The sequence below is a fragment of the Abyssibacter sp. genome (genome assembly GCF_964229365.1).
Taxonomy (GTDB): Bacteria; Pseudomonadota; Gammaproteobacteria; order Nevskiales; family OUC007; genus Abyssibacter.
On the sequence record NZ_CAXRDQ010000067.1, the window covers coordinates 49069 to 60981 of the forward strand.

The window sequence follows — 11913 nt, forward strand, 5'->3', positions numbered from 1 at the left end:
CTTGCGCGCGGACCTTGCGCTAATGAGTCGCTGGATCGAGCCGGAATCCTCGCTGCTGGATCTGGGCTGCGGCGATGGCGTGCTGCTGGACACGCTCACGCGCCACCGAGAGGTCGTTGGTTTTGGCGTGGAGCTGGATGCAGAGCTGGTCGCCAGCTGCATCGAACGAGGCCTCAACGTGATTCAGCGCGACCTGGATGAAGGGCTATCCGATTTTGGAGACGGGGCCTTCGACTACGTCGTCATGACCCAGGCGCTGCAAGCGGTCCCCCACCCTCACCGACTGCTGCGCGACATGGTCCGCGTGGGCCGCGAAGCCATCATCACGTTTCCGAACTTCGGCCACTGGCGCACACGCTGGGCGCTGATCGCGGGCGGGCGCATGCCGATGACAGAAGCGCTGCCCCATCCCTGGTACTCGACGCCCAACGTGCGCCTGTGCACCGTGCGCGACTTCGAAGCCCTGTGTCAGGAAGAGCAGGTCACCATTGTCGAACGCGTCATGGTCGACCAACGCCACCGGTCCAACGCGATGATGCAGCGACTGCCCAACCTGCTGGGTGAGATCGCGGTCTATCGAGTGTCGGCCGGATGACGCGCCTCGCAACCAAGGTCCTGCTGCTGTGGCTGATGGTCTCGCTGCCTGCCGGCGCGGAACAATCGGTCCGCGACGATGACATCGTGATCCACTACTCCGCCATGACCACCGCCGACCTCACTCCCGACATCGCCAAGGCGCTCGACGTGACCCGCAGTCGCAAACGCGCGCTGGTGGTGATCCATGCACAGCATTTGGATGGCGCGAACCGGGTGTCGAAACTAGCCGACGTGCAGGGCCGAACCCGCAACCTGGTTTCACAACGCCGTGAACTCCGCTTTCGCGCGGTCAAAGACGGCGGCACCGACTACGCGATCGCCGTGGTGCCGGTGGCCAATCTGGAAACCCTGATCTTCGACCTGGAGGTGCGGGTGGAAGGCCATACCCGCGCGGTCCCGATTCAGTTTCGCCAGCAGTTCTACCACTAGGGAACAACACTCCCTAGCACTCGCCATTCAGGCGTCTGGCGCGACCTGCAGCTTGCGCTGAATCCAGTCCCGGTGCGGGATATGAAGCAAGTCGGAGAACCGACGCATCAGGTGTTCCTCGTGCTTGTCGAGCTTGCCGTCGGCGTAAGCAACCCGCCATAGCCGAGTGAGCACGTCGAGCTTATCCGCGTAGGACATCGAATCATTAATCGTGCTCACGAACCGGTGCAACGAGGCCGCATCGTCGGCACGTTGCGAAGCCGCATGCATCAGTTCGCCGATCTGGGACGGGGTCAGGCCAAACGCCTTCTCCAGCTCCAGCTCGACCGCTTGCCGTTCAATGGCATCTTCGGAGAAATCGGCCCGGGCAACTTCGACCATCAGCACGGCAGCCGCCAGCTGAGTGTCATCCATGCCGCTGCTGGCGTCCTCGTTGTCAGCCGACGCCGAGAACAATCTCGACGCCAGCTGCTTGAGCGCAGAGGCCATTAAAACCCGAACGCGAGCCGAAGATTGAACGCGGTATTGTCGCCAATCTGCTCAGCCTCGGCGGTGATCTTCATCAACGCCAGCGCCAGACGTACGCCGCCAAACACGCGGTCGAGGTCGTAGTCCTCGTCGTCGTAGCCGGCCACATCAGACGTGACCTCAGAATCAACCCGGCCATAACCGACATACGGCGTGGCGAACACGAAGCCCTTGGAAATCGACACGTCGTAGGACAAGGCCTTGGCCTCGATATCGTCTTCACCCGTGGCGGACTGGTAACCCAGACGCAGCGATACAGCGGGAATCGCGACATTGCCGGAGACGAAGGAGTACCGCGCCTCGCCACCCAGCAAGGTGATATCCGTGCCAGGAACCAGACCCAGCTGGGCGCCGACTTCCACGTTGATCAACGGGATCCCCTTGCTGGCAACCAGGCTCACGAAGCCCAACCCACTGGGGTCCTCACCCACCAGCGACTGCCAGCTGTCGCCATTTTCCACCGTGGTGTAACTCAGCATGGCGCCGACATCAAAGCCCAGCAGTCCACCGGTTTCGGCCGGGCTGGCCGACCGGTAGGCCAATGCCGCCGACAAGTCTTCCCCGACGCCACGGAAATCACCCTGCAAGGCTCCGCCGTCGTTCGGCAGATCCAGGTCGACCGCCATGGCGGACATCGGCAGTACAGCCAGGCAGGCTGCCGCGATCAATCGTTTCGACATTTGCGTTCCACTCATGTTTTGGAAAAGGCGGGCGGAGAATAGCAAACCCGTTTGACAGGTTATCGTCACACCCGCCAGGAATCAGGGCAACGCAGCCCAGCGTGCGACGATTGCCTGCGAGACCTGCTCACGCAACTCGGTGAGATGGCCGTGGAAGAAGTGCCCGACCTCCGGCAGCCACAGCTGCTCCGGCGGCTTGTCCAGCGAGGCCAGGGTCTTGCGGTTGTCGCTAGCGGCGATGACATCGTCCGCCTCGCCATGGATATAGAACCAGGGACAATCCAGGCGGGGCACGCCACCCAGCGCGGTGTAGCTCAGGGCGGGTGCCACAGTCACAAGCTGCGCTGGATCGCAGCGCGATGCGGCGTGCAGGCTGACCCAGCCGCCAAACGAGAATCCGGCCATCAGCAATGGTTGTTCGTCGAACTGTTGTCGAGCGTGCTCGACCACCGCCAGCGCATCATCCAGCTCACCGGCACCACCGTCATGCAGGCCCTCGCTATCGCCGACACTGCGAAAATTGAACCGGACGGAGATCAAGCCGGATTGTTCCGCCGCCCGCGCCAGCGTGTAGGCAACCTTGTTATCCAGCGTGCCGCCATAAAGCGGGTGCGGATGGCAGATCACTGCGATCCCGCGCGCCTCACCCTCGGCCTGGCCCACCGCAACTTCCAGCGCGCCGGCCGGTCCGTCAATGGTGTAGCGATCCCATTGGCTCACGACGTGACCACGTCCGCCGCGGGGTCGGGGCTTGGCTGCGCGCGGTCCTTGTCCTTTTGCTTGCGTCCGCTCGAGCGGCTGCGTGCCTCGGCTTCCGCGCTACCGGATTTCTTCGGCGCGTAGTAAACGACGGTCTCACCAGGGCGCGGCTTGATCGGTGCATGCGGCGCATGAAAGGTCAGGCGTTTGCCCTCTCGCAGCACGCCGATGCAAAGCGATCCGTCCGGCAGATCCGAGAGAAAATCCTCGTAGCTGTAAGCCTCGGTAATCTTGGTCTTGTAGAACTTCCAATCCTGGAAGTGACGCCGCCAGAGTTCCTCGTACTGGGCGTTCTCGGCGAAAGCCGGCACACCGGTGAACGGCCGTGCCACCGCCTTGCTCTTCTGGCGATTCCCGCCTTCGTCCGGCGCATACATCGGTAGCTGGAACACGCGATCGTGCTCCAGGCGGCCGGCGAAGTTACGGCAAACCAGCGCGTTGTACGCGTCGTTGCTGGTCGCTGCCAGCACGACATTGACTCCATTGAGGTGCAACGACAGCTGCAACTCGTCCGACAGAATCTCGCCGTAGATAACGTTGACGCCGGCCAGCCGCGCTTCCCGCAGGCGATGCCAGGACGAGTCCACCAGCAACACGGACAGGTTCAGGTCCTTCGCCAGGGCCTGCGCGAGTTCGGTGGTCCACGGCGAGGCGCCGACAATCAGCACGCCGTCGTCCGGGGTGGCCAGATCCAGGCGCTTGGCCAGCCAGCTGATGGTGAAACCGTGCAGCGTCACGGTGGTGAGCACCATTGCGAACACCAGCGGCAATAGCAGCTCGGCGTCTTCATAGCCGGCATCGAGCATCTCTGGCCCGAACAGACCGGCCACGGCGGCGGCGACGATCCCGCGCGGCGCGATCCAGCTCAACAGCAGGCGCTCGTTCCATTTCATGTCGGCGCCGATCGTGGCGAGCAGAATCGACAATGGACGAACGACGATGAGCATCGACGCGACCAGCGCGATGGCATGCCAGTCCAGATGCGAAATCGTCACCGGATCCAGATCGGCAGTCAGCAGAACGAACACGGAGGACACCAGCAAAATGGTGATGTACTCCTTGAACCGTCGCATTTCCTCGAAATTCGGCAGTTCCAGATTGCCCAGCACCATACCCATCAGCGTCACGGCGAGCAGCCCGGCCTCGTGCTGAACGGCATTGCTGAGTGCAAACACCAGCAGCACGCCGGCCAGCATGCTCGGCGCCTTCAGGTATTCCGGCACGTAACCGTTGCGAAACGCCCAGCCGACGAGCAACGCTGCGCCCCCACCGATGATGATCGCGGCCACCGAGCCAATGCCCAGCGAAATCAGCACTGAATCCAGCGGGTCACCGCCGCCGGAATAGACGAAAAACTGGAAGATCAGCACCGCGGCCAGCGCGCCGATCGGATCATTGATGATCCCCTCCCACTTCAAGTAGCTGGCCGTGCGGCGGTTCAAGCGCGCCTGTCGCAGCAGCGGGATGATCACCGTGGGGCCGGTAACGACCATGATCGCGCCGAAGACCAGCGCCACGGGCCAGTCCAGATCGCCGATACCCTTCGCCGCCAGGCTGCCCAGGCCGAATGCGAATATGGCGCCGATCGACACCAGTCGCTTCACGCCAGATGCGGCTTCCTTGAACTCATGCAGCCGCAGGGTCAGGCCACCCTCGAACAGGATGACGGCGACACAAAGGCTGACAACGGGGCGGTAGACATCACCGAAGTCCACGCTGGGGCGCACGAAGCCCAACACGGGGCCAACGGCGACACCGGCCAGCAGGAACAACACAATCGCCGGCAAACGCATACGCCACGCGATCCACTGCGCGGCGACGCCCAGCGAGACCACGAGCACGAGCACATTGAGCAAGTCGTGAGTCATGGATTAGTCAGGTTCGCCAGCGACGGGCGGCAGGTCGTTATAGCACAGCGCCCAGCAGCGCCATGTAATGATGAAATCAGCCCAGACCTTCCCAGCCGGACTTGCGGCGCCGCAGGTGTGGTGCGACCAGGCCGAGGGCCAGGCCGATGAACGCGATGGCCGCGCCGGTAATCCAGTTGTCGCGCAGCGACTGCTCGTTGCGCAGTTCCATTCCCAGTCGATCGCGCTCTTGCTCCAACGTTCGCACCTCTTCGACGAGCTGCTCGTTGCGCCGCTGGATCTCCATCGGCCGTGCAGCGGCCGACGACACGCGGCGCAGTTCGGTTTCCAGGCTGCCGACCTTCTCTTCCAGCTGACCGATCTGCGTTCGCATCTGCGTGTTTTCGGACTGGACCGTTTCGAGCTGCGCAACGGCCTCGGCCGCTTGTTGCTCCGCCTGAGACTGCGCTTGCCGAGCGGTGTCCACGCGTTCACGGGCCACAGGATTGTTCTGGAGGTAGCGGCTGAGCACCCAACCTTCCGTTCCGGAGGAAGTGCGAACCTGGGTGTAGCCGGACTCGGCATCCTGTTGCAACACTTCCACTCGTGAGCCGCTATCCAGCATGGCGCGGATGCCGAATTGCGTGCCTTGCCCCCGACGCAGGGTAATTTCCAGCTCATCCGTCACGTAGGCCGTGGCCGCGAGCGCAGAAAATGGCAAAGCAGCCAGCAGACAGACAATTAGCGATACGGCTCGATTGGTCACAGAATCCTCCATGAAGCGTGACAGACCAGGCGGCGAAAGGCGCGGGAGTCTAACAAAGCCTCGCTAGCGGGCATTGATCAAACCCTCGGGCTGTTGATCGACCAGCAAATCGGCGAATAAGTTCGGATCATCAAAATGCCGTGAGCCGACGAACGCGATCGCATGCCGCCCCCATATTCGCATTGTGCCCGGCGAACGCACGCCGCTGGGCCACAGATACCATCGCTCCGACCGCCTCGACTCCGGCACCAGCCCATCGGCACCGAACAAAGCCCGACGTTGCCCGGTCCCGGCCATCGGCATCGACAACAAATCGGTGTAGGCGGCAAGCCGGTATCGCTGGGCGCCGTCCGCTGCAACGGCGGCGGGGCTGACGTCCACGATGAGATGATCGGTGCGCCGAACGGCGACCTCCACCCGGCCCGGCGTCCTGACCACCTCCGGCACAACCGCCGGCTCGGCGATGTCTTGCGCCGCGACAACCGCGTCGGGAGGAAACAGCACGTGGTAGCACCCGCAGGGGTGGATGCTGTCGCGCATACGCAGCTTGCCATCTCGATCCAGCGTCACCCGCCACAGGATGCCGTCCAGCGCACCGGCATACGGATCCCAGCCGGACTCGGCTGGGCGGCCGGCAAACCACAGCGTGTAGATAAGCTGCCAGACCAGCTCCCCCCGGTCCTGCCAGGGCAGCAGTTGCACATGCGCGACGGGCCGCGCTACATCAAAGGCAAGCTGATCCTCCATCCACACCGGGCGCCCTGGACGATCCGCATCCGTGGCGACGTCGAGCCGAAACACGGGCGCATGCTCGGCAACCCAGTGCGTCAGTAATGCGCGATCCGGCCGTGGCAGACCTGGTAGCTCCGGCGCCTCCGCCAATAGCCGGTCGATCAACGCAGGGGCAGCCACACTGGCTTCGTAGACCTGCCACGCGCTGTGCTGCTGGGACGCGCCGTAGTCGGCCAGGTAATCGTACTGCCAGGCGCGCACACCCGCCTTCAATCTGATGCGCGTGATGGGATAAAGACCCAGCCAGCGCTGCCACCGCCGGTACGCCGACGGCTGGGCACTGCGGTCCATCCAGGCGTTCCATTGCGCGTCATCAACCGTCGCATCCAGCGCCTGCCGCGCGCAACGCTGCATCTGCCGTTGCAGCGTGCCGGCCATCGCTTGGTCATCGGCGTTCATCAGCGCCGCCGTCCATGCCCGATTCCCCAACGTCGCGGTCGCCGCGAGCCACTGACGGCGAGCATCAGGGTCGTCAGCCACCGGCCAGCGATCCCAGCCACGGAAGCTACGAAACCATGGCGCACCATCCAGGGGCATGCCATAGGCGGTCTGGACACGCTGTTTTTTGGTGAAGTCCTCGTAACGGGTTGCGACCTGTTCGCAGGGCAGATTCGACGCCATCGTCGGCGGTCGCTCCACCGAGCCGGGCACGACACACCCGACCATCGCCAACGAGAACAGCAATGCCAGCAACGGGTTGTCGCACTTAAACCGTGCGTCTATAGTCACCGTGCGGTGCACACAGGGAGTGTTGCGCCTGGAATTCACTCTATAACGGAACGCGGAGACGAACATGCGGCGCCACACTCTAGCAGCAATCTTATTGGGCATTGCGGCATCGGGGCCAGCTGCTGCCAGCAGCTATGGAGCCCCCTCGCCAGAAGGTTTGATGTTCCTCGAAATGGGTTTCGGAGATGCCTCGGCCCAGCCGCTGGTGCAGAAACTTCGCTATGGATTCCAGTTCGATGTCGCACACGGCTTCGAGCAGATCGACCGCCCGAAAATGTTGCGGATGGAATTCAACAGCAATCAGATGTCGCCGATGGGCCTCAACCGCTTCGAGGTTGGCGGCGTCAACGTGCTGACCACGCATTACCGGATGAACGCAGCCGGCATGTTCGAGGGCTACTCGGTCATCGATTTCGGTTTGCTCGCGATCGGCGTGGCCGGTCTTGCTGCGATTGGCACCGAGGTATTCGACAGCGACGAAACCGAGGAAGTCGCGCTGCCCGGTGATGACGGCGACGACGGCGATGGTGGTGACGACGGCGATGACGGCGACGACGGAGGCGATCCGGTCTGCGGCCTGATTCCGCTGCCCGGCTGCCCGTAACGTCGGCCCGCAGCACCAAGAACGGCCCGGCTAGTCCGGGCCGTTTTCATTCCTCGCCCCGGACGCCAAACCATGATCGACATCGGCGCCAACCTCGCTGACGCCAGCTTCGACGCCGACCGGCCGGACGTTCTGGACCGGGCTTGGTCCGCCGGCGTCGAGCACATCGTCCTAACCGGCTCCTCGGCGTTCAGCAACCGGCGGGTACAGGAGATCATCGGGCTGGCGCCAAGCCGCCTCTCGGCGACGGCGGGCCTGCATCCGCACTACGCCTCCGAGTGGACGCCGGCGCTGGGCGACGAGATCCACGCGCTGGCCAACGCGCATCGGCTTGTTGCCGTCGGGGAATGCGGCCTGGACTATTTCAGAGACCTGTCAGATCGCGGCGCCCAGCGCCGCGCCTTCATCGAGCAGTTGGCCATCGCGGTCGAGCACGGTCTCCCGGTGTTCCTGCATCAACGGGATGCGCACGCGGACTTTGTGGCGGTACTCCGCGAATATCGCGCCTCACTGGTGGATTGCGTGGTGCACTGCTTCACGGACACCGCCGATGCACTGGCTGATTACCTGAGCCTGGACTGCCACATTGGCATCACCGGCTGGATCTGCGACGAACGGCGAGGCCAGCATCTACTGGATTGCGTCGGGAGCATCCCGCCACAGCGCCTGATGATTGAAACAGATGCGCCCTACCTGCTCCCCCGGACGATCCGCCCACGGCCGAAATCCCGGCGCAACGAGCCCATGCATCTTGGCGTTGTGGCCGACGCCGTTGCCGCAGCACGAGACGAATCTGTCGAGGTGCTTCGCAGCGCGACCAGCGCCAATGCCAGGCGGTTTTATCGGCTGCCTGAAACCCCCGAGCCCGCTGGCCGCTAACCCGGGCGCGAACACCACTGTCCGCCGCGTTAGCGCATGGAGCGCAGCCGCACCGCAACCAGCACGGCCACGGCGGCTGTCGGCAAGAAGGCCGTGACCACCGGCGACAAGCCATAGATCAGCCCGGTGCTGGATGTGACCTCGTTGACCAGATAAAAGCCCACCCCGAACAGCACGCCAATAAACAGGCGCTGCCCCGCCCCGCTTTGCCGCAGCGAGCCAATCACGAAGGGCACGGCGACGAGCATCATGACAATCACCGTGATCGGCGCCGCGAGCTTGCGCCAGAACGCCAGCGACGAACTCTCGGCGTCCAGGCCGTTACGCTCCAGGTACTCCACATAGCGCCACAGCCCCCAGGCCGAAAGGCTTTCCGCTTCCAGCACGAACAGCCGCAGCACATCCGGGGTTAGCTCGGGCGTCAAATCCATCGGCCAGGGCTCCTGGTCCATGGTTTCCACGCGAATCTCGTCCTCCAAGAAACGCGTGCGGCGCACCCCTTCAAACGTCCAGTGATCGTCGTCGTAGCGCGCCGAATCGATGGCGATCGCCGCATCCAGGCTGCCATCGTCACTCAGCCTGAACAGCTCAACCTGACGAATCTGGCGCTCGCTGACCAGCTCGCCGATAAAGACGAAATGCTTGCCATCACGCAACCACACCCCGTCCTTGCTACCGCGGGCACTCTCACCGTAGCGGGCGACACTGCGGATCTCATCGGCCAGCGGCGTCGTCACCGGTACGAGCAGCTCACCCAGGGCGAACGCCAGCGCGCCGATCACCACGCCGGCCTTGGCCACACCCCAGGCCAGCCGAATCACCGAGATACCCGCGGCACGCATGGCGACCAGTTCGGAATTCGCGGCCAAGGCGCCCAGACCCATCAGGGTGCCGAGCAGCGCGATGACGGGAAACATCACATACACCGTCTCCGGAACCTGCAACGCCACGTACTGGAGAATGGCGCCAATCCCGTACTGGCCACGACCGAGATCCTCCAGTTCGGTGACGAAAGTGATGAACGTGGAAATCGCCAGCAGCGCCGCACCGACGACCAGCGTCAGGGTGAACACCGACTGACGCAGATACGCGTCGACCCGCCTCATGACGAACTACGCCCGAGCAGGCGAAGCCGCCCATCACGGAACAGATAAAGCCACACCACGGCCAGGGCGACGAGCATGTGAACCCACCACATCCCCAGCCAGGCCGGGATCAGCCCCTTGCCTACCCAGGCCTGCGCCACACCCAGAACGTTGACATAGACGATGTAGGCCCCGATGCCGAGGATGAGTTTGGCGTAGCGGCCCTGCCGCGGCGAGGTATGGGATAGCGGAACGGCCAGCAGCGCCAGCAACAGCACGGTGATCGGCGACGACGCCCGCCACTGCAACTCGGCGATGTCTTCGGGCTGACCGGAGGCAAGCAGATCGGTGGTTGCAGCGATCTTCCGCTTGCCGACCTCGTAAACGAAACTGGGGGCAGGAAACCGGAATCCGTTGTCAACAAAGGACAGCACCCGAAATGCCGCCTGCCCCGGCTGGCCTTCATAGCGATAGCCGTTCTTCAACGCCAACGTGCGATCCCCCGTGTCGGCCTCAATCGACTCCCGCCCGCTCTGAGCGACCAACACACCGGCGCGAGCCTCGCCAAAGCTGCGCACGAAAATCTGCTCCATCGTGCCTTCCGCGGCATCCCGCCGCTCCACATAGAACACGGCAGGCACGCCCGGAATCGTACGGAACTGTCCGGGCTCGAAGGCCGAGAAGGCAATCTGCTGCTGCGCGCGCTTGATCAAATAATCCGCGGTGCGCCCCGCCCAGGGCGACAGCGCAAAACTGAGAATCGCGGTGATGGCCGCCAGCGCGATGCCAAGCCGGATGAACGGCCTGTAGAGCGTACCCAGGCTGACACCACAAGCCGCAATCGCAGCCATTTCGCTATCGCGATAAAGCCGGCCAAGGGACAGCATCACCGCCAGCAGCAAGGACACCGGTATCAGGATGACCAGATATTGCACGCTGGATAGCGCAACCACCTGTAACAACAGGGTTTCCGGCAGCTCCCCACTCGCGGCAAGCCCGAGAAAACGCGCGAATCGCGTGGACAGCATGATTGCCAACAGCACCAGTGTGACCGCCACCCAGGTCAGACCCGCCTCGCGAAACAGGTAGCGGTCGAGAATTAACGGGCGCATTCGGCAGGCATCAAGAGTTGAAATTCGGTGGTCAACTTGGACTTGGGATGAAAAATACGCCGAACCGCCTAGAATGGAGCGAGACGGCCTAAGAGCCGGACAATTTGTCCCGTCATCAGCTCGATGCCCGGAGGCTCGAGCGCTGATTCCGACAGCGGACTCCATCCGGAGGTTCGCTGAGCGTCTGTGTCAGTTTAATACCAAGGAGAAAGGACGACACATGGAATACTTTGTCAAGAGTGGCAATCCCGAGAAACAGCGCGTTGGGTGCGTGGTCGTCGGCGTATTCGACCGCCGCAAGACCACCATCGCCGCTGGCACGCTGGACCACGTGAGCGCGGGCGCCATCGGCAGTGTCATGCGTCGCGGCGACATGGACGGCAAGCTGGGACAGACCCTGATGCTGCACAACCTGCCCAACATGTTCTGCGACCGTGTGCTGCTAGTTGGCATGGGCAAGGAGCGCGATCTCGACGACGCCAACTTCCGCACGGCCTGTACCACCGCCGCCAAGACCCTGAAGAAATGCGGCGCCAAGGATGCGGTGAGCTACCTGACGCATGCCAATGTCAAAGGCCGCTCGCATGGCTGGAAAGTGAAGCAGGCCGCGCTCATGACCGAAGCCGCGTTCTACAGCTTCACCGAGTGTCGCGGCGAAGAGGCGCGCAACAACATCGACCCGCCGAAAATCGAGCGCATCACCTTCGATGTACCGCGCCGCAGTGATCTGGACGAAGGCGAAGTCGGCCTGACCGAGGCCCTGGGGATTGCCAAGGGTGTGGCGACGTCACGGCGCCTCGGTGATCTGCCGGGCAATATCTGCACGCCGACCTTCCTTGCCGATCACGCGCAGCAGCTCGCCAAGGACTACAGCAAGATCAAGACCCGCGTGCTGGAAGAAGCGGAGATGGAGGAACTCGGCATGGGTGCGCTGCTCTCCGTATCACGCGGCAGCCGCCAACCGGCCAAGCTGATCATCATGGAGTACATGAACGGGCCGAAGGACCAGAAGCCGGTGATCTTTGTCGGCAAGGGCCTGACCTTCGATGCCGGCGGTATCAGCATTAAGCCCGGCCCCAAGATGGACGAGATGAAGTACGACATGT

Annotated in this window: 13 protein-coding genes; 5 read left to right on the plus strand and 8 right to left on the minus strand. The window is 63.4% G+C overall.

Annotated features, from left to right (window positions below; all coding sequences use genetic code 11):
* Position 1 precedes the first annotated feature (1 nt).
* Both metW and ACE1EY_RS11130 read left to right on the plus strand, forming a co-directional pair.
* Positions 2 to 595: a methionine biosynthesis protein MetW gene (metW, locus tag ACE1EY_RS11125; protein WP_370300181.1), complete on the plus strand. Its 594-nt coding sequence runs from the start codon at positions 2 to 4 to the stop codon at positions 593 to 595.
* Entirely contained in the window at positions 592 to 1026 is a 435-nt protein-coding gene (locus ACE1EY_RS11130) for a DUF4426 domain-containing protein (protein WP_291513184.1), read from the plus strand. The genes metW and ACE1EY_RS11130 overlap by 4 nt, the downstream gene beginning before the upstream one ends.
* Before the next feature lie 27 nt (positions 1027 to 1053).
* Here the strand turns inward: ACE1EY_RS11130 and ACE1EY_RS11135 are convergent, their stop codons facing one another.
* From ACE1EY_RS11135 to ACE1EY_RS11160, 6 genes are all read right to left on the minus strand, one after another.
* Positions 1054 to 1515: a TerB family tellurite resistance protein gene (locus tag ACE1EY_RS11135; protein ID WP_291513185.1), complete on the minus strand. Its 462-nt coding sequence runs from the start codon at positions 1513 to 1515 to the stop codon at positions 1054 to 1056.
* A complete protein-coding gene (locus ACE1EY_RS11140) occupies positions 1515 to 2234 on the minus strand; it encodes a hypothetical protein (protein ID WP_291513186.1) in 720 nt (239 codons plus the stop codon). Before ACE1EY_RS11140 ends, ACE1EY_RS11135 begins: the two co-directional genes overlap by 1 nt.
* 81 nt (positions 2235 to 2315) lie before the next feature.
* On the minus strand, positions 2316 to 2954 hold the full coding sequence (locus ACE1EY_RS11145) for an alpha/beta hydrolase (protein WP_370300175.1): 639 nt from the start codon (positions 2952 to 2954) through the stop codon (positions 2316 to 2318).
* Positions 2951 to 4861, minus strand: a complete 1911-nt coding sequence (locus ACE1EY_RS11150; RefSeq protein WP_291513188.1) for a sodium:proton antiporter — start codon at positions 4859 to 4861, stop codon at positions 2951 to 2953. The genes ACE1EY_RS11145 and ACE1EY_RS11150 overlap by 4 nt, the downstream gene beginning before the upstream one ends.
* 76 nt (positions 4862 to 4937) lie before the next feature.
* The gene (locus ACE1EY_RS11155) at positions 4938 to 5606 is read right to left on the minus strand and encodes a TIGR04211 family SH3 domain-containing protein (RefSeq protein ID WP_370300176.1); all 669 of its coding nucleotides are present in this window, start codon (positions 5604 to 5606) and stop codon (positions 4938 to 4940) included.
* A 63-nt stretch (positions 5607 to 5669) separates the two neighbouring features.
* On the minus strand, positions 5670 to 7127 hold the full coding sequence (locus ACE1EY_RS11160) for a hypothetical protein (protein ID WP_291513190.1): 1458 nt from the start codon (positions 7125 to 7127) through the stop codon (positions 5670 to 5672).
* Between the two features lie 160 nt (positions 7128 to 7287).
* On the opposite strand from ACE1EY_RS11160, the gene ACE1EY_RS11165 reads away from it, so the two are divergent.
* Positions 7288 to 7731 (plus strand): hypothetical protein, encoded by a 444-nt coding sequence (locus tag ACE1EY_RS11165; RefSeq protein WP_291513191.1) that lies wholly within the window; start codon positions 7288 to 7290, stop codon positions 7729 to 7731.
* A gap of 72 nt (positions 7732 to 7803) precedes the next feature.
* Complete coding sequence (locus ACE1EY_RS11170; RefSeq protein ID WP_370300177.1) at positions 7804 to 8610, plus strand: TatD family hydrolase; 807 nt, start codon at positions 7804 to 7806, stop codon at positions 8608 to 8610.
* A 29-nt stretch (positions 8611 to 8639) separates the two neighbouring features.
* Here ACE1EY_RS11170 and lptG read toward each other — a convergent pair whose 3' ends face one another.
* Positions 8640 to 9716: an LPS export ABC transporter permease LptG gene (lptG, locus tag ACE1EY_RS11175; protein ID WP_370300178.1), complete on the minus strand. Its 1077-nt coding sequence runs from the start codon at positions 9714 to 9716 to the stop codon at positions 8640 to 8642.
* Positions 9713 to 10807 (minus strand): LPS export ABC transporter permease LptF, encoded by a 1095-nt coding sequence (gene lptF / locus ACE1EY_RS11180; protein WP_291513194.1) that lies wholly within the window; start codon positions 10805 to 10807, stop codon positions 9713 to 9715. The genes lptG and lptF overlap by 4 nt, the downstream gene beginning before the upstream one ends.
* Positions 10808 to 11027: 220 nt before the next feature.
* On the opposite strand from lptF, the gene ACE1EY_RS11185 reads away from it, so the two are divergent.
* Positions 11028 to 11913: M17 family metallopeptidase (locus ACE1EY_RS11185; protein WP_370300179.1), on the plus strand; the 886-nt coding region annotated here is incomplete at its 3' end.

Bases quoted from the DNA above. Each gene is read 5' to 3' on its own strand.
- ACE1EY_RS11130 (WP_291513184.1), top strand. From the start codon at position 592: ATGACGCGCCTCGCAACCAAGGTCCTGCTGCTGTGGCTGATGGTCTCG.
- ACE1EY_RS11135 (WP_291513185.1), bottom strand. From the start codon at position 1,515: ATGGCCTCTGCGCTCAAGCAGCTGGCGTCGAGATTGTTCTCGGCGTCG.
- ACE1EY_RS11140 (WP_291513186.1), bottom strand. From the start codon at position 2,234: ATGTCGAAACGATTGATCGCGGCAGCCTGCCTGGCTGTACTGCCGATG.
- ACE1EY_RS11150 (WP_291513188.1), bottom strand. From the start codon at position 4,861: ATGACTCACGACTTGCTCAATGTGCTCGTGCTCGTGGTCTCGCTGGGC.
- ACE1EY_RS11165 (WP_291513191.1), top strand. From the start codon at position 7,288: ATGTTCCTCGAAATGGGTTTCGGAGATGCCTCGGCCCAGCCGCTGGTG.
- ACE1EY_RS11170 (WP_370300177.1), top strand. From the start codon at position 7,804: ATGATCGACATCGGCGCCAACCTCGCTGACGCCAGCTTCGACGCCGAC.
- lptG (WP_370300178.1), bottom strand. From the start codon at position 9,716: ATGAGGCGGGTCGACGCGTATCTGCGTCAGTCGGTGTTCACCCTGACG.
- lptF (WP_291513194.1), bottom strand. From the start codon at position 10,807: ATGCGCCCGTTAATTCTCGACCGCTACCTGTTTCGCGAGGCGGGTCTG.